The following is a 21,737-nucleotide window of genomic DNA, read 5'->3' as shown; positions in this document are numbered from 1 at the left end:
GTGATCCTAATAAAAGATCCAATAAAGAGATCTTTAAATAAAAAGATCTTATTTTAAGTAATGGTGATCAACTCCTGCTTGGTCTAACGTCCAAACTTGAGTAGAATTCTCTTCCCCAATGCAAATTCATACGAAGCATTCTTACAATTAAAGGTTCGCACATGTTTTATCCAGAGCATTTTGACGTCATCATTATCGGCGGTGGTCACGCTGGTACTGAAGCAGCAATGGCAGCCGCACGTATGGGGCGTCAAACCTTATTACTGACTCACAATATTGATACTTTGGGCCAGATGTCATGTAATCCAGCCATTGGTGGGATCGGTAAAGGGCATCTGGTAAAAGAGATCGATGCACTTGGCGGTCTAATGGCAAAAGCAACCGATCTGGCTGGTATTCAGTTCAGAACACTCAATGCCAGCAAAGGCCCAGCCGTTCGAGCTACACGTGCACAAGCAGATCGTGTACTGTATCGACAAGCTGTAAGAACTGCATTGGAAAACCAATCTAACTTAATGATCTTCCAGCAATCCGTTGAGGATCTTATCGTTGAAAATGACGCCGTTACTGGTGTTGTTACACGTATGGGTTTGAAATTTAAGTCAAAATCTGTTGTTTTGACAGTAGGTACTTTCCTTGACGGAAAAATTCATATTGGTTTAGAAAATTACAGTGGCGGACGTGCTGGTGATCCTCCTGCAATCGCTTTATCATATCGTTTACGTGAATTGCCTCTGCGTGTTTCTCGCCTGAAAACGGGCACGCCACCTCGTATTGACGCTCGAACCATTGATTTTAGCCAGCTTGAACAACAGTTCGGTGATAACCCAACACCTGTATTCTCATTCATGGGCAACATGGATCAGCATCCACAACAGATCCCGTGTTATATCACCCATACCAATGAAAAAACCCATGCAGTGATCCGGAATAACTTGGATCGCAGCCCAATGTACGCGGGGATCATCGAAGGGATCGGCCCTCGCTATTGTCCTTCTATCGAAGATAAAGTCATGCGTTTCGCAGATCGTAACGCGCATCAGATCTTCCTTGAACCAGAAGGACTCACCAGTAACGAAATCTATCCGAATGGGATTTCAACCAGTCTGCCGTTTGACGTACAAATGCAGATCGTTCACTCCATGAAAGGAATGGAAAATGCACGTATTGTTCGTCCGGGTTATGCGATCGAATACGATTTCTTTGATCCACGTGATTTAAAACAAACACTGGAAAGTAAATTTATTAACGGTCTTTTCTTTGCCGGGCAGATCAATGGAACGACAGGTTATGAAGAAGCAGCAGCGCAAGGATTGTTAGCAGGCCTAAACGCTGCCCGTTATGCCACAGATGAAGAAGGATGGTTCCCACGTCGTGATCAAGCCTATGTTGGTGTTCTGGTTGATGATCTATGCACATTGGGAACAAAAGAACCCTACCGGATGTTCACATCACGTGCAGAATATCGTTTGATGTTACGTGAAGACAATGCAGATCTTCGTTTGACTGAAAAAGGTCGTGAACTGGGGTTAGTTGATGATCTGCGTTGGGGACATTATTCCCGCAAAGTTGAAATGATTGAACAAGAGCGCCAACGTTTACGCGATATCTGGGTTCATCCAAAATCTGACAATTTGGGTGAAATCAACCAAGTGCTGAAAACACCATTATCGAAAGAAGCTAATGGTGAAGATTTACTGCGTCGCCCGGAAATGAACTACGAATTGCTGACATCAATGCCACGTTTTGCACCAAGGCTGACAGAACCTCAGGCGGCAGATCAGGTTGAGATCCAAGTAAAATACGAAGGCTATATTGCCCGTCAGCAAGAAGAGATCGAAAAACAACTGCGCAATGAAAACACGGCATTACCCGTCGATCTGGATTATAAACAAGTTAGTGGGCTTTCCAATGAAGTTGTTGCAAAACTAAATGACCATAAACCAAGTTCAATTGGTCAAGCTTCACGTATTTCTGGTATCACACCAGCAGCGATCTCCATCTTACTGGTATGGCTGAAAAAACAGGGTTTATTGCGCCGTAGCGCCTAAGAGGACAAAGTTTTGCTTAACAAATTGGAATCTCTGTTGGCGAAGACCGACATTGTCTTATCGTTGGAGCAGAAACAACAGCTTATTGCTTATGTAGATATGCTCAACAAATGGAATAAGGCTTACAATCTGACATCTGTCCGGGATACTGAGCAGATGTTAGTCCGGCATATCATGGATAGCATTATCGTCAATCCATTCTTGCAGGGAACACAATTTATTGATGTCGGTACGGGGCCTGGTTTGCCAGGCATTCCTTTGGCGATTGTGCGACCTGATTCTCATTTCACCTTATTGGATAGTTTGGGAAAACGAGTTCGTTTTCTGCGTCAGGTTCAACATGAATTGGGACTTAATAACATTGAACCAATACAGAGCAGGGTAGAAAAGTTTATCCCTGAAGTGCTTTTCAACGGCGTGATCAGCAGAGCTTTTGCATCCTTACAAGATATGTTGTCATGTTGTCATCATCTCCCTGAAACCAATGATGGACGTTTTTATGCTCTGAAAGGTGTGTTGCCGGAAGATGAACTGGCTCAGTTACCTTTAGGTGTCAGTCTTGATACCGTGGTCCCTCTGCAAATACCAGAACTAGAAGGTCAGCGTCATTTGGTTGTACTTAAACAAAACTGACTTTGCTGTTTATCAATAAAAGATTAAATAATTAGTAACGCTGACCATTGTTATATTGTTACGGGTGTTACTAATTATATACCTCTATCGTTTCATTTTTATTTACGGATAGATCACAGAAAAATAACCTTAATTTTATATTGAGCAAATTGTTCTTTCTAAGAAGGGGTATCCATTTTCTTTATAAATAAATTTTAGAGAAAGTGTGAAAAATAAACCTTTAAGATTTCTTAGTGATATATCAGATAAAAATTGATAGCTATAATATTAATTATTTGATTTTTTATGAAAAAATAAATGATTATCATCACATATTTAATGGTTAGTGATATTAATGTTTTAATTTAGTGTGATATGTATCACGTTTAATTTTTGAGGCGATAGATTAATCGTTACAAAATATTAAATGGTATTTGTGAGCAATCTACCATCAAAGTTAGAAATTTAAATAATTATTCACTTTTTCGCTACTTATGGATTGAATTCATTTTGGCTGCCCGTATAATTTGCACGTTTTTGTCACTTGACACTCTTAAACAAAGACAGTTTTATACAACATTCAGCAAAGCCTGATATGCAATGGTGTACTTCAGGGAGAAAACAAAAGTCATGTCTGTATCCCTTTATAGCGGTAGAATTGCACTGAAACTGTTACTTTTGCAGTTAATGACTTTTGTTATTCTCAGTGCGGCTTTTTATACCAGAAGTATCGAATGGGGTGTTTCTGCTTTTGCTGGTGGGTTGGCATATTGGCTACCAAACGTCATTTTTATGCTGCTTACCCACTTTCAAAAGGCAAAAGAGCAGGATGTTCCTGTACGTATTGCATGGTTCTTCGCTATTGGGGAAGGGGTTAAAGTTATCATTTCGATAGCTATGCTGATAGTTGCCTTAGGGGTGTTCAAGGCGGCATTTGCACCACTTGGTGTGGCCTATTTAGCGGTGCTGATTGTGCAGATCATCGCACCTGCCGTAATGAACGGTTAGTGTTTTTAACAATAAAAGGGTAAAAAGCATCATGTCTGCATCAGGAGAAGTTTCAACTGCAGAGTACATAAGTCACCATCTGAGACACCTTCAGTTAGACTTACGTACTTTTGAGTTGGTCAATCCCCACGCTAGTGGCTATGAAGCGACGTTCTGGACGTTGAACATTGACTCGCTTTTTTTCTCCGTCGTATTAGGGATGTTGTTTCTGTTTGTATTCAGAAGAGTCGCGGTTCGTGCTACTGATGGCGTACCGGGTAAATTCCAGACTGCAATAGAAATGATTATCGGTTTCGTTGATAACACTGTACGTGATATGTATCACGGGAAGAGCAAAGTGATCGCCCCTTTGGCTTTGACTGTGTTCGTCTGGGTGTTGTTGATGAACGCGTTGGACTTGCTGCCAATCGATTTCATTCCTTTGATCGGTGAACGTGTCTTCGGCTTACCTGCTCTGCGTATTGTTCCAACAGCAGATGTTAGTGTCACCTTGTCGATGGCGCTTGGCGTCTTTGTCCTCATCCTGTTCTATAGCATTAAGATGAAAGGAATCGGTGGTTTTGCGAAGGAGCTGACATTGCAGCCTTTCAATCATCCACTGTTTATTCCGATTAACTTGATTCTGGAAGGGGTCAGCTTGCTGTCTAAACCTATATCACTCGGTCTGCGACTGTTTGGTAATATGTATGCTGGCGAACTGATCTTTATTCTTATTGCGGCTCTCTTACCGTTTTGGTCACAGTGGATACTCAGCCTGCCGTGGGCGATTTTCCACATACTGATTATTACGCTACAAGCCTTTATTTTCATGGTTCTGACGATCGTTTATCTGTCGATGGCATCTGAAGAGCATTAATTTCTATCAATCATTAATAATGTTTTAACTGAAACAAACTGGAGACTGTCATGGATATAAACATGGATCTGCTGTACATAGCTGCCGCTATTCTAATGGGTTTGGCTGCTATCGGTGCTGCGATCGGTATCGGCATCCTTGGGGGCAAATTCTTGGAAGGTGCTGCTCGTCAGCCTGATCTGATCCCTCTGCTGCGTACTCAGTTCTTTATCGTTATGGGTCTGGTTGACGCCATCCCGATGATCGCTGTGGGTCTGGGCTTGTATATGATGTTCGCTGTCGGTACCAAGTAACTAACAGAACTGAAAATTACGCCGATTCATTAATTGAAATAGAGGTATTGTGCCGTGAATATTAACGCAACAATCCTCGGCCAGGCCATCGCGTTTGTCCTGTTTGTTTTGTTCTGTATGAAGTATGTATGGCCACCAATCATGGCGGCCATTGAAAAGCGTCAGAAAGAGATTGCTGACGGTTTGGCTTCAGCAGAGCGTGCTAAAAAGAACCTGGACTTAGCGCAAGCCAATGCGACCGACCAACTGAAAAAAGCGAAAGCGGATGCGCAAGCTATCATCGAGCAGGCTAACAAACAAAAAGCCCAGATTATTGATGATGCCAGAGCCGAAGCTGAGCTGGAACGTAGCAAAATTGTAGCGCAGGCTTATGTTGAAGTTGAAGCTGAACGCAAGCGCGCTCGTGAAGAGCTACGTAAACAGGTTGCGATGTTGGCTATCGCAGGTGCCGAGAAAATCATCGAACGTTCCGTGGATGAAGCTGCTAACAGCGACATCGTTGATAAACTGGTCGCTGAACTGTAAGGAGGGAGGGGCATGTCTGAATTCGCTACTGTAGCTCGCCCCTACGCCAAAGCAGCTTTTGACTTTGCTGTGGAACACCAATCTCTCGAACATTGGCAGAACATGCTGGCGTTCGTTGCTGAGGTAACTCGCAATGAGCAGGTTGGTGAGCTGCTTTCCGGTTCATTGGCACCGGAAACGTTAGCCAATACCTTTATCACCCTTTGTGGTGAGCAGGTAGATGAGCATGCTCGTAACTTTATTCGTGTAATGACAGAAAATGGTCGCTTGCTGGTATTGCCAGAAGTCTTCCTGCAATTTATCCAATTGCGTGCATCACTGGAATCAACTATCGATGTTGAAGTGATATCTGCATCCGAACTGAATGAGCAGCAGCAGGCTAAAATTTCTGCGGCGATGGAAAAACGTCTGTCACGCAAAGTGAAGCTGAATTGCAAAATTGACAAGTCTGTTATTGCCGGCGTGATTATCCGTGCGGGTGACATGGTGATCGATGGCAGTATTCGTGGCCGTCTGGATCGTTTAACAGACGTCTTGCAGTCTTAAGGGGACTGGAGCATATGCAACTGAATTCCACCGAAATCAGCGAACTGATCAAACAGCGTATTGCTCAGTTCAATGTCGTGAGCGAAGCTCACAATGAAGGTACGATTGTTTCCGTTAACGACGGTATCATTCGTATCCACGGTTTAGCCGATGTCATGCAGGGTGAAATGATCTCTCTGCCTGGCAATCGTTATGCAATTGCACTGAACCTGGAGCGTGACTCCGTTGGTGCTGTTGTTATGGGCCCGTATGCTGACTTGGCCGAAGGCATGAAAGTCAAATGTACTGGTCGTATTTTGGAAGTACCTGTTGGTCGTGGTCTGCTTGGTCGTGTTGTTAATACACTGGGTGAGCCAATTGATGGTAAAGGTGCTGTTGAGCATGATGGTTTCTCACCTGTTGAAGTCATTGCACCGGGCGTTATCGATCGTCAATCCGTTGACCAGCCTGTCCAGACAGGTTACAAATCTGTTGATGCTATGATCCCAATCGGCCGTGGTCAGCGTGAGCTGGTTATCGGTGACCGTCAGACCGGTAAAACTGCTCTGGCTATTGATGCGATCATCAACCAACGTAATTCTGGTATCAAATGTATCTATGTTGCGATTGGTCAGAAAGCATCAACCATTGCTAACGTAGTTCGTAAACTGGAAGAGCACGGCGCACTGGAAAACACAATTGTCGTTGTTGCATCTGCTTCAGAGTCTGCGGCATTGCAATATCTGGCACCATACTCCGGCTGTGCGATGGGTGAATATTTCCGCGATCGTGGGGAAGATGCCCTGATTGTTTATGATGACCTGTCTAAACAGGCTGTTGCTTACCGTCAGATTTCTCTGTTGTTGCGTCGCCCACCTGGACGTGAAGCATTCCCAGGTGATGTTTTCTACCTGCACTCCCGTCTGCTGGAGCGTGCAGCGCGTGTTAGCGCTGACTATGTAGAAAAATTCACTAATGGTGAAGTGAAAGGCCAAACAGGTTCTCTGACTGCGCTGCCAATCATCGAAACCCAGGCTGGTGACGTTTCTGCATTCGTACCAACAAACGTTATCTCAATCACTGATGGTCAGATCTTCCTTGAATCTGCCCTGTTCAACGCAGGTATTCGTCCGGCAGTTAACCCAGGGATTTCTGTATCCCGTGTCGGTGGTGCTGCTCAGACCAAGATTATCAAGAAACTGTCTGGTGGTATCCGTACAGCTCTGGCTCAGTATCGTGAACTGGCAGCATTCTCCCAGTTTGCATCTGATTTGGATGATGCGACTCGTAAGCAGTTGGATCACGGTCAGAAAGTGACTGAACTGCTGAAACAGAAACAGTATCAGCCAATGTCAATTGCGCAACAGGCTCTGTCTCTGTTTGCCGCTGAGCGTGGCTATCTGGAAGATGTCGAAATCGCGAAAGTGGTCAGTTTCGAATCTGCGCTGTTGGCATATGCCAGCCATGAACATGCTGATCTTCTGAAAGAGATTGACCAGTCTGGCGATTACAATGGAGAGATTGAAGCGAAGCTGAAAGCTCTGTTGGATTCCTTCAAGGCGACTCAGTCCTGGTAACACTATTCGGCCCTGTTTAATTGAACACGGGCCGTCTGGTTGAATTCGGAGAAGCAGAAATGGCCGGCGCAAAAGAGATACGTACCAAAATCGCCAGTGTGCAAAACACGCAGAAAATCACTAAAGCGATGGAAATGGTCGCCGCGTCCAAAATGCGTAAAACGCAGGATCGCATGGCAGCCAGCCGTCCTTATGCAGAGACCATTCGCAGCGTGATTGGACACCTTGCGTTAGGGAATCTGGAATACAAACACCCATACCTTGAAGAGCGTGAAGTGAAACGCGTTGGGTATGTGGTTGTTTCGACTGACCGTGGTTTATGTGGCGGTTTGAACATTAACTTGTTCAAAAAATTGCTGATAGAAATGAAAGACTGGTCTGATAAAAAAGTCCAGGTTGATTTGGCACTTATTGGATCAAAAGCGGTTTCTTTCTTTTCTTCTGTTGGTGGCAACATTGTTGCCCAGGTAACAGGGATGGGAGATAACCCATCATTGTCCGAGTTGATCGGGCCAGTCAGCGTCATGATGCAAGCATATGACGAAGGGCGTCTGGATAAATTGTATATAGTGACAAACAAGTTCAACAATACAATGTCTCAGGTTCCGACAATCACTCAGTTATTGCCTCTGCCAGCCGGAGACGATGAAACACTGAAGAAAAAGTCTTGGGATTATCTGTATGAACCTGATCCTAAGGCGCTGTTGGATACCCTGCTGCGCCGCTATATAGAATCGCAAGTTTATCAGGGCGTCGTTGAAAACCTGGCTAGTGAACAGGCCGCACGAATGGTAGCGATGAAAGCCGCAACTGATAATGGCGGTAACCTGATCAAAGAGTTGCAGTTGGTTTACAACAAGGCTCGTCAGGCCAGCATCACTCAGGAACTCACCGAAATCGTTTCGGGTGCTTCTGCGGTTTAATAGCTAGGTTTACGAATTACGTAGAGGATTCAAGATGGCTACTGGAAAGATTATCCAGGTAATCGGCGCCGTGGTGGACGTCGAATTTCCTCAGGACAACGTACCAAAAGTGTACGATGCTCTTGAGGTTAAAAACGGTGAAGAAAAACTGGTGCTGGAAGTTCAGCAGCAGTTAGGCGGCGGTATCGTTCGCTGTATTGCAATGGGCACCTCTGATGGTCTGCGCCGTAATTTAGACGTAGTTGATTTGGGGCATCCAATTGAAGTACCAGTAGGTGAAGCGACCCTGGGTCGCATCATGAACGTACTGGGTGATCCAATTGATATGAAAGGTGAGATTGGCGAAAAAGAGCGCTGGTCAATTCACCGTACTGCACCAACCTATGAAGAGTTGTCTAACTCTCAGGAACTGCTGGAAACTGGTATTAAGGTTATGGACTTGATCTGCCCATTCGCAAAAGGGGGTAAGGTTGGTCTGTTCGGTGGTGCGGGTGTAGGTAAAACCGTTAACATGATGGAATTGATCCGTAACATCGCGGTTGAACACTCTGGTTACTCTGTATTTGCCGGTGTTGGTGAACGTACCCGTGAAGGTAACGATTTCTATCATGAAATGACGGATTCAAACGTACTGGACAAAGTATCTCTGGTATACGGCCAGATGAATGAGCCACCAGGAAACCGTCTGCGTGTTGCTCTGACTGGTCTGACTATGGCGGAAAAATTCCGTGATGAAGGCCGTGATGTTCTGTTGTTCGTCGATAACATTTATCGTTATACCCTGGCAGGTACAGAAGTATCAGCACTGTTGGGTCGTATGCCATCTGCGGTGGGTTATCAGCCAACATTGGCGGAAGAGATGGGTGTTCTGCAAGAACGAATCACCTCAACCAAAACTGGCTCAATCACTTCTGTACAGGCCGTTTACGTTCCTGCGGATGACTTGACTGACCCATCACCAGCGACAACCTTTGCTCATTTGGACGCAACTGTTGTATTGAGCCGTCAGATCGCCTCTCTGGGTATTTACCCAGCGGTTGATCCACTGGATTCAACCAGCCGTCAGCTTGACCCACTGGTTGTTGGTCAAGAGCACTATGATGTTGCTCGTGGTGTTCAGTCAATCCTGCAACGTTATCAGGAACTGAAAGATATTATCGCCATTCTGGGTATGGATGAACTGTCAGAAGATGACAAACTGGTTGTTGCTCGTGCTCGTAAGATCCAGCGCTTCCTGTCTCAGCCATTCTTCGTTGCAGAAGTATTTACCGGTTCACCAGGTAAGTTCGTTCCTCTGAAAGACACTATCCGTGGCTTCAAAGGCATCCTGAACGGTGATTATGACCACCTGCCAGAGCAGGCGTTCTACATGGTTGGTACCATCGAAGAAGCTGTGGAAAAAGCGAAAAAGCTTTAATACGGCTGACGGGAGGTTGATATGGCTGCAATGACGTTCTCCCTGAACGTAGTCAGCGCTGAAAAACTAATGTTTGAAGGGCTGGTACAGAAAATTCAGGTGACTGGCAGTGAAGGTGAGTTGGGTATTTATCCTCAACACACTCCACTGCTTACTGCCATAAAACCGGGCATGATACGTATTGTTAAGCAGTTTGGTGAAGAAGAGTTTATCTACCTGTCAGGTGGTATTCTGGAAGTTCAGCCAAACGGCGTGATCGTACTGGCCGATACAGCGATCCGTGGTAAGGATTTGGATGAAGCCAAAGTGCTTGAAGCCAAGCGCAAGGCGGAAGAACATATCCGTAACTCCCACGGCGATGTTGATTATGCTCAGGCATCTGCTGAATTGTCGAAAGCGATTGCAAAACTTCGTGTAATCGAACTGACGAAAAAGCTGATGTAGGATTGACCCGATAAATTTTAGGTTTTAGCCGCACAAGCTATGGCTTGAAAAATAAAGGGAACAGGCAGTAGATAAAAAGCCAGTTAGTAAAGCTAACTGGCTTTTTTGCATTGCGAAATATGTAGCAATTTATTTCGTAAACAGGTTTACTTTCATACTTAAGATTAGAATTGTCAGGTTTCTTATGTCTATTACACCCCAAGCAATTGTTCCTAATCCAGTTACTCCTCAGCCGATGAGTGCAAAAAGTGTTGTTATTCTGGCCGCGGGAAAGGGAACTCGGATGTATTCTGACCTCCCTAAAGTTTTGCACTTATTGGCAGGTAAGCCGATGGTTCAGCATGTTATTGATACAGCAATGGCATTGGGTTCCCAGCAAGTTCACCTGGTGTATGGGCATGGTGGTGATTTGATGAAACGAACACTTTCAAACCCCAAAATTGCTAATCAAAAACTAAATTGGGTACTGCAAGCAGAACAGTTAGGTACTGGTCATGCTATGCAGCAGGCAGCACCACACTTTGCGGATGATGAAGATATTCTGATCCTCTATGGTGATGTGCCTCTGATTGCTAAAGATACGTTAGAGCGTCTTATCGAGGCTAAGCCAAAAGGGGGTATTGGTTTACTGACTGCTATTTTGGATAATCCAACCGGATATGGCCGTATTATTCGTGAAAATGGCGAAGTGACAGGCATTATCGAACAAAAAGATGCAACTGACGAACAGCGTAAAATTAACGAAATCAACACCGGTATTTTGGTGGCAAATGGTGGTGATTTGAAACGCTGGTTATCCAAATTGGAAAACAATAATGCGCAGGGTGAATATTACCTCACTGATGTTATTGCACTCGCACACAAAGAAGGTCGTCAGATAAAAGCAGTCCATCCAAGCCGTTTAAGTGAAATGGAAGGGGTTAATAATCGCCTTCAACTTTCTGCATTGGAACGTATTTACCAGTCTGAGCAGGCTGAAAAATTGTTGTTGGCAGGCGTAATGTTACTGGATCCGGCTCGTTTTGATTTGCGCGGAACACTAGAGCATGGTCGCGATATCATCATTGATACCAATGTGATTATTGAAGGTCATGTTGTATTGGGGAATAACGTTCAGATAGGCTCTGGCTGTATTCTGAAAAATTGCGTTATTAGTGATGGTGCAGTCGTTAGCCCTTATACTGTAATTGAAGATTCTGAAATCGGCTCTGAATGTACTGTAGGGCCTTTTGCTCGTTTACGTCCAGGTTCTAAACTGGCGGAAAAAGCACATGTTGGCAATTTCGTGGAAATAAAAAAATCCTCCCTCGGATTAGGTTCTAAGGCGGGGCACCTGACTTATCTTGGTGATTCTGAAATTGGCAATAATGTAAATATCGGTGCAGGAACCATTACCTGTAACTATGATGGTGCTAATAAATTTAAGACCATTATTGGCGATGACGTATTCGTGGGTTCTGATACCCAGCTTGTTGCGCCTGTAAACGTTGCTAACGGTGCGACTATCGGAGCAGGAACCACTGTAACAAAAGATGTTGCTGAGAATGAGCTAGTCATCAGCCGTGTCAGGCAAACTCATATTCAGGGCTGGAAACGTCCCGTTAAGAAAAAATAAAATATATACATAATAAAAATCCCCATCTCTACCAAGCTCGGGGCCGGCAAAGCCATAACGTGATTTGCCGTAAGACAATCAGGTTGTACGACATAAAAAGGGCACTGATTAGCCCTGTTTTTAGGAATAAAACACATGTGTGGAATCGTTGGTGCAGTAGCACAGCGTGATATAGCAGAAATATTGATCGAAGGTCTTCGTCGTCTGGAGTACCGTGGCTATGATTCTGCGGGTATGGCCATTGTCGATAGCGAAAATCAGCTAACTCGTCTGCGTGAAGTGGGCAAAGTACAAATGCTGGCTGATGAAGCGGATAAACAGCCTGTTATCGGTGGTACAGGTATTGCTCATACTCGTTGGGCGACACACGGAGAACCAAGCGAGCGCAATGCGCATCCTCATGTTTCTGAACATATTGCGGTTGTGCATAACGGCATTATTGAAAACCATGAAGCACTGCGTGAAGAATTGAAAGCACGTGGTTACAGCTTCTCTTCTGATACCGATACTGAAACCATTGCTCATCTTGTTCACTGGGAACAGCAACAAGGTGGTTCATTACTGGAAGTGGTACAGCGTGTTATCCCACAGTTGCGTGGCGCTTATGGCACCGTCATTATGGATAGCCATCAACCAGACGTGCTGGTAGCGGCACGCTCTGGTAGCCCATTAGTCGTTGGTTTGGGAGTCGGTGAAAACTTCCTGGCATCTGACCAACTGGCATTACTGCCTGTGACTCGCCGCTTTATCTATCTGGAAGAAGGTGACATCGTAGAAGTTACTCGCCGTACCGTTCGCATTTTTGATATGCAGGGTGAAGCGGTTAAACGTGAGCAGATTGAATCCAATGTTCAGTATGATGCTGGTGATAAAGGTATCTACCGTCACTACATGCAGAAAGAGATTTACGAACAGCCAATGGCAATTAAAAACACGCTGGAAGGCCGTTTGAGCCATGGCGAAGTAAATCTGTCAGAGTTGGGTGCTAACGCAGAAGGATTACTGTCTCAGGTTGAACATATTCAGATCGTTGCCTGTGGAACTTCCTACAATGCTGGTATGGTTTCACGCTATTGGTTTGAATCACTGGCGGGTATCCCGTGTGATGTGGAAATTGCCTCTGAATTCCGTTACCGCAAGCCAGCATACCGTAAAGGAAGTTTGCTGATCACACTGTCCCAATCCGGTGAAACAGCGGATACCTTAGCGGCACTGCGATTATCCAAAGAGTTGGGTTATCTGACTTCATTGACTATCTGTAACGTAGCGGGTTCATCTCTGGTACGTGAATCTGACTTTGCCCTGATGACCAAAGCGGGCGCAGAAATTGGAGTTGCATCCACCAAAGCCTTTACTACCCAGTTAACTGTATTGCTGATGCTTGTGGCTTACATGGGACGCCTGAAAGGCGCTGATGCTTCTCTTGAACAAAATATTGTTCATGCACTGCATGCCCTGCCAAGCCGCATTGAAAGCATGTTGTCGAAGGACAAGGTTATCGAATCACTGGCTGAAGATTTCTCAGAAAAACATCACGCACTATTCTTAGGCCGTGGCGATCAGTACCCGATCGCGGTCGAAGGTGCGTTGAAACTGAAAGAGATCTCCTACATTCACGCAGAAGCTTACGCTGCGGGTGAATTAAAACACGGGCCATTGGCACTGATTGATGCGGATATGCCGGTGATTATCGTCGCACCAAACAACGAACTGCTGGAAAAACTGAAATCTAATATCGAAGAAGTCCGTGCTCGTGGTGGGTTACTGTATGTCTTTGCTGATCAGGATGCGGGTTTCACCGACAGTGAAAACATGAAGATCATCTCTCTGCCACACGTAGAAGAGTTGATCGCCCCGATCTTCTACACCGTGCCACTGCAATTGCTGTCTTACCACGTTGCATTGATCAAAGGTACAGATGTGGATCAGCCACGTAATCTGGCCAAGTCAGTGACAGTGGAGTAACAGTATCATACGCCACTAATACGGGCACATGGTAAAACTGAATACTTTCTAAATCCGGTCATGCGCAAGCTGACCGGATTTATTTATTAATACGCCGGGCATAGCCCATAGTTTTTATATTAATAGGGTTTTCAGACTTTCAATGTATTAGGAATTCTTTACTACACTTAAACAGTAAATTGCTGTGATTAAGGCAATGATTTAACCGTTTAACGAAGAATATGAACCACGAGCATGAGTTTTGCTCAGTTGGCAATAAATGGAATTCCTCTGATGACAATTGAAAAAATCACCCTGAACTACCCTGAGTCCAAAAGTGCAGATATCACTCAAAAAAATATCGATCAACTTAAACTACTTTTCCCTGAGATATTTTCTGAAGGAAAAATTGACTTTGATGCCTTAAAAACTGTACTTGGTGAAGTTGTTGATGATTCAGCCGAACGCTTTAACTTTACTTGGAAGGGTAAGACTCGTGCTCGCCAAATTACTCAAACACCATCAACAGGTACGCTACGTCCTTGTAAAGAAGAAAGTGTGAATTGGGATACCACAGAGAACCTTTTTATTGAAGGTGATAACCTTGAAGTCCTTAAAATATTACAAAAGTCTTACCATAAAAAGGTAAAGATGATCTATATCGATCCGCCCTATAACACAGGTAAGGATTTTGTTTATAAAGATAATTTTCAGGATAACATTAGAAATTATCTTTCGATAACAGGACAAGTAGATAGTGATGGTCATAAACTATCTACCAACTCTGAAACATCGGGCAGATATCATTCTGATTGGCTAAATATGATTTATCCTCGCTTAAAATTAGCGAGAAACCTACTGCGAGAAGATGGGAATATTTTCATTTCTATTGATGATGCAGAGATCCATAACTTGCGCCAAATATGTAATGAAGTTTTTGGTGAAGAGAATTTTATAGCTGAGATGGTGTGGCAATCAAAAAGTGGTGGTAGCCATGATGAAAGGAATATAGTTCGTGAGAATGAGTATATTATTGTTTTTGCAAAGAATAAAAATAGCGTGCGTTTCGGTAGATATGAAATAAAAAACTCAAATTATAAACTGCAAGATGAATTTGTTTCTGAACGTGGGAAATATCTACTAAACAAGCTAGACAGGAGCATGAAACCAAGTCATTACAGCGAAGCACTTAATTATCCAATTGTAGCCCCAGATGGGAGCCAAATTTGGCCAGGAGGGAAAAATAAAAAATCTCCAGACTGGAACTGGCGATGGAGTAAAAAAAAATATCATTGGGGGATTGAAAGTAAATTCCTTGAGATAAAAAAAGGCACTAATGGTGAATGGGCTGTTTATTCAAAGCAATATGAAAAGGTTGATCATAATAACAATGTGGTTGAGAGAAACTATCCATACCGCAGTGTAATTACTTCTTCAATTTGTAACACTACCCAGGGAAATCAAGATATTATAAAGGTCTTTGGTGCGAATGTATTCGATTATACGAAACCTGTGGCATTAATGGAGCATTTGATTAAGGCCTCTGGAACTAAAGATAATGATATAGTACTAGACGTTTTCTCTGGTAGTGCTACAGCTTTTTGTGCAATTAATAATTTAAATGAAAAATTTGGAACAAATATTCACTTTATTGGTGTGCAACTTCCTGAGATAACACCTGAGAAAAGCGTTGCAAGGAAAAATGGTTACAAGAGGATTTCTGATGTATCAAAGGCACGGATGAAACTAACAGAACCAAACCAAAAATATGGATTTAAGGTATTTAAGCTAGACGAAACTAATATCTGTTCTTGGGATGTTAACTTCGATAATTTGGAGCCAGCACTTAAACTCGCATTAAAATCAATTAAAGATGATCGCTCGGTAGAAGATATTTTTTATGAAATCCTACTTAAATACGGTATTGAATTAACCACCCGTGTTGAAGAAACAGCCGTAGAGGGAAAGAAAATCTTTGTTGTTGGCACAGGTGCCTTAATAGTATGCCTGGACGATGACATCACCGAACAGGTGGTTGAAGGTATCGCCAAACTGAAAGAAAAACTCAATCCAGAAAGTACTCAAATCGTTTTTAAAGACCAGAGCTTTGCAGACAGTGTCGTCAAAACCAATGCGATTCAGATCCTAAAGCAGTATGGCATCAACGATGTAAAGAGCATTTAAGGTGATGGTAATGAAGATTCAATTTAGATCGGATTTGTCACACCAAATCGATGCAGTTGAAGCTGTTTTAGGTGTGTTTGCAGGGCAGGAAACATTTCAATCTAATTTCACTGTCACTGATAAGATGTGGGCGAATCAGCAACTGGATATCTTTGCTAAAAACAATGACCTCGGTGTCGGAAATGCTCTTACTTTATTGCCTGATGAGATTTATGCCAACACGCGTAACGTCCAGTTAAAGAATGGCTTGCCACAGGTTGAAAACACAAAGCAAGAGCTGCCAAGTCTGGATTTCAGTGTTGAGATGGAAACGGGTACAGGTAAAACCTATGTGTACCTGCGTTCTATCTTTGAGCTAAATCAGCGTCATGGACTGACAAAGTTTATTATCGTGGTACCGTCTATTGCGATTAAAGAAGGCGTCTATAAATCACTACAAATCACAGAGCCGCACTTCCGTGAGCAGTATAGAAACGTCCAGTATGACTATTTTGTCTATGACTCATCAAAGCGCGAACAGGTGCGTAACTTTGCTACCAATGATTATATCCAAATCATGGTGATCAATATTGATGCGTTCAGTAAGTCATTCACCGATCCTACGAAAGAAACTACGGCGAATCTGATTCACCGCACAGATGACAGATTGAATGGGATGAAGCCTATTGAATTTATTCAGGCGACTCGTCCTGTTGTTATTATTGATGAACCACAGTCAGTGGTATCAACGGCAAACCGAAAAGAAGCGGTTGGCAGCTTAGCGCCGCTGTGTACATTCCGTTATTCGGCCACGTTGGAGGAAGCACCGCACCTGCTGTATAAGCTCGATGCTATTGATGCCTATGAGCGCAAATTGGTTAAGCAAATTGAAGTTGCTTCGTTGGATGTTAAAGACGGGCATAACCATGCCTATATCAAGCTAGTGAGTGTTGATAATAAGAAGTTCCCCATTTCTGCCAAGATTGAAATTGATGCTCAAACGCGCACAGGCAAGTTGCAACCACGTAAGGTAATCACTATCAAAGATGGTCAGGTCAATGACTTATTTGAACTTTCGGGTGGGCGCAGTGTTTACGAAGGCTATATCGTTAACGATATTTATTGTGAAGAAGGTAATGAATATATTGATTTTACCAGTCGCGATGAAATTGTGCGCCTTGGGCAAGCCATTGGCGAAGTGGATTCGGAGACCTTTAAGCGCATTCAAATAGCCAAAACTATCGAAGAACACCTGGAAAAAGAGCTGAAGTTCTACCGCAAGGTAACAGCGGGTTATGACGAGTTCAACCACTCGAAAATCCTAAGCCAAAAAGGTATTAAGGTGTTGAGTCTGTTTTTTATTGATAAGGTTGCCAACTACCGTGGCTACTCTAAAGATGGCGTGCCTGTTCAGGGGAAATTTTCCAAGTGGTTTGAAGAAGAGTTTGCCAGGCAGGTTAGCAAGCCCAAATATCGCGTGTTGTACCCGATAATCTGGGACAATGATGGCGATAATTACACTGTTAACGAAATAGCACTGCAAGAACTCACCCAAACAGTGCACGATGGCTACTTTGCTCAGGACAAGAAAAAAGATGCTTCTGGTAATCCTCAGTTCGCTGACTCGAAGTTTTCAGCTAAAGGGGAAGGGGGTAAAACCGCGGCGGATGAGTCGGCCTATAATCTGATCATGAAAGATAAAGAAAAGCTTCTATCTATAGACGAGAAGCTGCGTTTTATTTTTTCACACTCAGCACTAAAAGAAGGCTGGGACAACCCGAATATTTTCCAGATCTGTACATTGAACGAAACCCACTCAATTACTAAAAAACGACAGGAAATCGGTCGTGGCTTACGTTTAGCCGTTGATCAATCTGGTGAGCGCGTGCCTTACGGTTTTGAGGTAAATACCCTGACCGTTATGGCAAACGAATCTTATGAAAGCTTTGTTTCTGAATTGCAAAAAGAGATTGAAGCAGAAGAAGGTATTAAATTTGGTGTGATTGAGTCTCACCAATTTGCCAACATCGTTGTTTCTGGTGAGCTGGATCAGAAAGCCTTCTTGGGGGCAAAGAGGTCAGAAGAGATCTTTCAGCATCTTCTGTCTCAAGATTATATTGATGACAAAGGCAAGATTCAGGGTGTGCTGAAAATTGCTATCAATAACAATGAAGTGAGTTTGCCTTCCAGTGTCGCTGAGTATACTGAGGCCATCGTTGTTATGTTGAATAAGTTGGCAAAAGGCTTGAACGTGAAAAAACACGCAGAGAAACGCTCTGTAGCCTTGTGTGAAGATACAAATGGTAAGCAGGTTGTACTTGGTGAAGACTTCAAGGCCCTTTGGGGACGTATTAAATACAAAACAACTTATCGTGTTAACTTTAATATCAACGAGCTGGTTGATAATTGTATCAAGGAAATTAAAGCGAATGTGGTGGTAGCCAGTGCCAGCTTTCAGTACACCAAAGTTAAGGTTGCTATCACTGAAGCTGAGTTGGAAATCTACGATGAGAAAACCAAGATTCAGTATTGCCGTAATCGCAACTTCCGGCTGCCCGATATTGTGACTTATCTGACCGATCAAACCAATCTGACCCGCCAGACAATTATCGATATTCTGCTGGGATTAGACGATAAGCTGGAAGCCTTCAAAAGCAATCCTCAGCGCTTTATCGAATTAGCGGGTGAAGTTATCCGTAAACAGATGCGTATTGCCATTGTAGATGGTATTAAATATCACCGTATTGGTGACGAGGCATACTATGCTCAAGAGCTTTTCCAGGAAGAAGAGCTGACTGGATACTTCAAAGATATGGTGAAAGCTGAAAAGTCGGTATATGACTACATCATTTGCGATTCAGATACCGAGCTTAACTTCGTTGAAAAGCTGGAAGGTGCTGAGGAAGTGAAGATGTATTCCAAGCTGCCATCTTGGTTCAATATTGATACTCCGCTAGGCAGTTACAATCCTGATTGGGCGGTAATCATTGACAAAGGTGATGGAGCGGGGGAGAAGCTTTACTTTGTGGTTGAAACGAAATCAAGCATCTTCTCAGATGACCTGCGTGAAGCTGAAAAAGCTAAGATCAAGTGTGGTGTTGAGCATTTCAATGCATTAAGTAAAGACAAAAATGGCAAAGAGGTGCCCAACGCTGCCAAGTTTGTTAAAGCCGATAACTTTGATACGTTCAGTGCCCATTTTGGATCTTAATAGCATCAAGATAGTAGCTCATAGTGCCTTCAGGTTATTGACAAAGCGCTGGTTTTTATCCGGCGCTTTGCTTTAGTGTGCCAGGCAGGGTGCGTACCGTACCTTTATCGATAAAATCAAATATTACCTTGATATTTAGTGAGTTCCTGATTGAGTGATTCCAATTGTTGTACCAGTGTTCTTCTTCTTTCTATAATTAATCAAGAGGCAAAAATAAGATTGGTCATAGACTTATATGACAGATCTACTCTGATATGGAAACTGCCGTCAGCATCCGTCATTGGTAAACCATTCTGCATTAGCAAAACCCCACGGCAAGCGGGGCACTCTGGACTCCTGAACCACGGATATTCAAACGCGGCTGATCGATACCTCCGAAGAAATTTTGTACCAAAATCCCTGGTTGATAATTCAGTGCGAGAGCACTTAACTATGAGCATTTGGTTTGAAAATCGTCTTTCTGCTCCAAATAATGCAGCTTAAAATAGTGCTCTAAAAATTCAACCGTTACTCTGATACGGGCAGACATAGCAAGACGTGTAACATAAACTGCCCATATATTCGCTGACTGGTAATATTCAGGCAGAATATGAACTAAAGCGCCTGATTTAATATTTTCTCTGACATCCCAATATGAGCGTAAAGTAATACCATGCCCCTCCAGACACCATTGGTGGATAATTTCACCATGATTGGATGACATCGGCCCGGTGACTTTCACCGATTGAATACCTGTACTGTTTTGTAATTTCCAGATCCCGAAAGGGTGATCCCGCTCTTTGATCACCAGACAAGCGTGAGAAGGGAGTTCATTAATTGATTTTGGTATCGGATTGCGGGCGAGGTAGGCCGGGGATGCACAAAGGATCCGGCGATTAGAAGCCAGTTTGCGGGCAATAAGATTATCATCAATATCGTCGCCAATACGAATATCCAGATCAATCCCCTCAGTAGCTAGATCGACAAGGCGATCTTCCACATCAAAGCGAAGATCTAGCTGTGGATAAGTCTGGATCAATGCTGATAAAGCCGGGGCAACAAATTTTCTGCCAAAACCGAAGCTACTGGTAATTCTGATTTTTCCTTGAGGTTCTTGTCGGAGTTCAGAAAGTTCATCAAGCATCTGATTAACATCATTCAGGATATGTTGCGCCCATTCATATATCCGCTCACCATCTTCTGTAATTGATACCCGGCGTGTTGTTCTGTGTAACAGGCTAACATTCAATACATTCTCTAATATGGCGATACGTTTGCTAATAAAAGCAGGAGAGGCTCCGATTTCTTGCGCAACGGCGACAAAACTGGCTCTTTTAGCCACTAAAAGAAAGACGCGCAGATCCTGTAAAAAAGGGAGATTATTCATAAATTGTAAATTATGTTTCTACATTTTTTATATTGAATACAAATTAGTCAATTATAAGATATCTGAAAAGTCAATTCTGTATTCTGATAAATGAGAGATGTTCGATGAAAAAAACGTTTAAAATTGCTGCGATTCCGGGAGACGGAATTGGTCATGAAGTGCTTCCTGAAGGAATACGGGTATTGCAGGCTGTAGCTGAAAAATGGGATCTTCGTTTATCATTTGAACATTTTGAATGGGCTAGTTGCGATTATTATCTTAAACACAGCAAAATGATGCCTGATGATTGGTTTAATCAATTAATGCAGTTTGATGCCATTTATTTTGGCGCTGTTGGCTGTCCTGAAAAGGTGCCTGATCATATTTCTCTTTGGGGTTCACTACTTAAATTTCGTCGCGATTTTCAGCAATATGTCAATTTGCGGCCTGTACGTCTCTTACCGGGAGTGCCTTGCCCGTTAGCGAAAAAGAAACCGGAAGATATCGATTTTTATGTAGTCAGGGAAAATACCGAAGGGGAATATTCCACTATCGGCGGTCGTCTTTATGAAGGTACAGAACATGAAATAGTGATCCAAGAGTCAGTTTTTACCCGCCGTGGTGTTGATCGCATTTTGAAATATGCGTTTGAATTAGCGCAAAGTCGTCCCCGAAAGTTATTAACGTCTGCCACGAAATCAAATGGATTATCGATTAGTATGCCTTATTGGGATGAGCGAGTCGAAGAGATGGCAAAACAGTATCCCGATATTAAATGGGATAAACAGCATATTGATATTCTTTGTGCCCGATTTGTGTTAAATCCAGAGCGATTTGATGTCGTTGTTGCTTCTAATTTATTTGGCGATATTCTTTCTGATCTTGGGCCTGCGTGTACCGGAACGATCGGGCTTTCTCCTTCTGCTAATTTGAATCCAGAAAGGCATTTTCCTTCTTTATTTGAACCAGTTCATGGCTCAGCCCCCGATATTTATGGCAAAAATATCGCTAACCCAATCGCAATGATTTGGGCTGGTGCCATGATGTTACAGTTCTTAGGTGAAAGTGATAAGTGCTATCAAGATGCCCATGATGATATTTTAGCCGCCATTGAGGTGGTAATAGCGCAAGGGATCGTCACACCGGATATGAAAGGTAAGGCATTGACACAACAGGTCGGTGAAGCCGTTATTTATCAACTGAATAATTAAAAATTTTAATTTTATAA

17 protein-coding genes are annotated in these 21,737 nt (G+C 43.3%); 16 read left to right on the top strand and 1 reads right to left on the bottom strand.

Translation table 11 applies throughout. The annotated features are described in order from the left end of the window. The first annotated feature begins 161 nt into the window (after nt 1-161). From mnmG to AAC852_RS04435, 15 genes are all read left to right on the top strand, one after another. Nucleotides 162-2,051: a tRNA uridine-5-carboxymethylaminomethyl(34) synthesis enzyme MnmG gene (mnmG, locus tag AAC852_RS04505; RefSeq protein WP_340619993.1), complete on the top strand. Its 1,890-nt coding sequence runs from the start codon at nt 162-164 to the stop codon at nt 2,049-2,051. A gap of 12 nt (nt 2,052-2,063) precedes the next feature. Then, nucleotides 2,064-2,684, top strand: coding sequence for a 16S rRNA (guanine(527)-N(7))-methyltransferase RsmG (gene rsmG / locus AAC852_RS04500; RefSeq protein WP_340619992.1), 621 nt, complete (start codon nt 2,064-2,066; stop codon nt 2,682-2,684). Nucleotides 2,685-3,293: 609 nt separating this feature from the next. Then, on the top strand, nt 3,294-3,671 hold the full coding sequence (atpI, locus tag AAC852_RS04495; RefSeq protein WP_340619991.1) for a F0F1 ATP synthase subunit I: 378 nt from the start codon (nt 3,294-3,296) through the stop codon (nt 3,669-3,671). 31 nt (nt 3,672-3,702) lie between these two features. Beyond that, entirely contained in the window at nt 3,703-4,527 is an 825-nt protein-coding gene (gene atpB, locus AAC852_RS04490) for a F0F1 ATP synthase subunit A (RefSeq protein ID WP_340619990.1), read from the top strand. A 50-nt stretch (nt 4,528-4,577) separates the two neighbouring features. After that, a complete protein-coding gene (atpE, locus tag AAC852_RS04485) occupies nt 4,578-4,820 on the top strand; it encodes a F0F1 ATP synthase subunit C (RefSeq protein ID WP_038266976.1) in 243 nt (80 codons plus the stop codon). Nucleotides 4,821-4,874: 54 nt separating this feature from the next. Then, complete coding sequence (atpF, locus tag AAC852_RS04480; RefSeq protein ID WP_340619989.1) at nt 4,875-5,345, top strand: F0F1 ATP synthase subunit B; 471 nt, start codon at nt 4,875-4,877, stop codon at nt 5,343-5,345. Nucleotides 5,346-5,357: 12 nt separating this feature from the next. Next, entirely contained in the window at nt 5,358-5,891 is a 534-nt protein-coding gene (gene atpH / locus AAC852_RS04475) for a F0F1 ATP synthase subunit delta (RefSeq protein ID WP_340619988.1), read from the top strand. Nucleotides 5,892-5,905: 14 nt separating this feature from the next. Next, complete coding sequence (gene atpA, locus AAC852_RS04470) at nt 5,906-7,447, top strand: F0F1 ATP synthase subunit alpha (RefSeq protein WP_340619987.1); 1,542 nt, start codon at nt 5,906-5,908, stop codon at nt 7,445-7,447. Between the two features lie 59 nt (nt 7,448-7,506). Continuing rightward, the gene (gene atpG / locus AAC852_RS04465; RefSeq protein WP_038267015.1) at nt 7,507-8,370 is read left to right on the top strand and encodes a F0F1 ATP synthase subunit gamma; all 864 of its coding nucleotides are present in this window, start codon (nt 7,507-7,509) and stop codon (nt 8,368-8,370) included. Nucleotides 8,371-8,404: 34 nt separating this feature from the next. Next, on the top strand, nt 8,405-9,787 hold the full coding sequence (atpD, locus tag AAC852_RS04460; RefSeq protein WP_047679042.1) for a F0F1 ATP synthase subunit beta: 1,383 nt from the start codon (nt 8,405-8,407) through the stop codon (nt 9,785-9,787). 21 nt (nt 9,788-9,808) lie between these two features. Next, complete coding sequence (locus tag AAC852_RS04455; protein ID WP_047679041.1) at nt 9,809-10,231, top strand: F0F1 ATP synthase subunit epsilon; 423 nt, start codon at nt 9,809-9,811, stop codon at nt 10,229-10,231. Nucleotides 10,232-10,466: 235 nt separating this feature from the next. Further along, nucleotides 10,467-11,846, top strand: a complete 1,380-nt coding sequence (glmU, locus tag AAC852_RS04450; RefSeq protein ID WP_340620235.1) for a bifunctional UDP-N-acetylglucosamine diphosphorylase/glucosamine-1-phosphate N-acetyltransferase GlmU — start codon at nt 10,467-10,469, stop codon at nt 11,844-11,846. A gap of 135 nt (nt 11,847-11,981) precedes the next feature. Beyond that, on the top strand, nt 11,982-13,811 hold the full coding sequence (gene glmS / locus AAC852_RS04445) for a glutamine--fructose-6-phosphate transaminase (isomerizing) (protein WP_340619986.1): 1,830 nt from the start codon (nt 11,982-11,984) through the stop codon (nt 13,809-13,811). Between the two features lie 234 nt (nt 13,812-14,045). Then, nucleotides 14,046-15,974, top strand: a complete 1,929-nt coding sequence (locus tag AAC852_RS04440) for a site-specific DNA-methyltransferase (protein ID WP_340619985.1) — start codon at nt 14,046-14,048, stop codon at nt 15,972-15,974. Nucleotides 15,975-15,984: 10 nt separating this feature from the next. Beyond that, a complete protein-coding gene (locus AAC852_RS04435; protein WP_340619984.1) occupies nt 15,985-19,164 on the top strand; it encodes a type III restriction-modification system endonuclease in 3,180 nt (1,059 codons plus the stop codon). 430 nt (nt 19,165-19,594) lie between these two features. On the opposite strand, the gene AAC852_RS04430 is transcribed toward AAC852_RS04435, so the two are convergent. Next, nucleotides 19,595-20,530: a LysR substrate-binding domain-containing protein gene (locus AAC852_RS04430; RefSeq protein WP_340619983.1), complete on the bottom strand. Its 936-nt coding sequence runs from the start codon at nt 20,528-20,530 to the stop codon at nt 19,595-19,597. A gap of 104 nt (nt 20,531-20,634) precedes the next feature. Here AAC852_RS04430 and AAC852_RS04425 point away from each other — a divergent pair, with 104 nt between their 5' ends. Continuing rightward, complete coding sequence (locus AAC852_RS04425) at nt 20,635-21,720, top strand: tartrate dehydrogenase (RefSeq protein ID WP_340619982.1); 1,086 nt, start codon at nt 20,635-20,637, stop codon at nt 21,718-21,720. The last annotated feature ends 17 nt before the right edge of the window (nt 21,721-21,737 follow it).

It is taken from the genome of Xenorhabdus siamensis, assembly GCF_037996745.1.
In the GTDB taxonomy this organism is placed as follows: Bacteria; Pseudomonadota; Gammaproteobacteria; order Enterobacterales; family Enterobacteriaceae; genus Xenorhabdus; species Xenorhabdus indica.
This window is presented reverse-complemented; position numbering and strand designations above follow the sequence as displayed.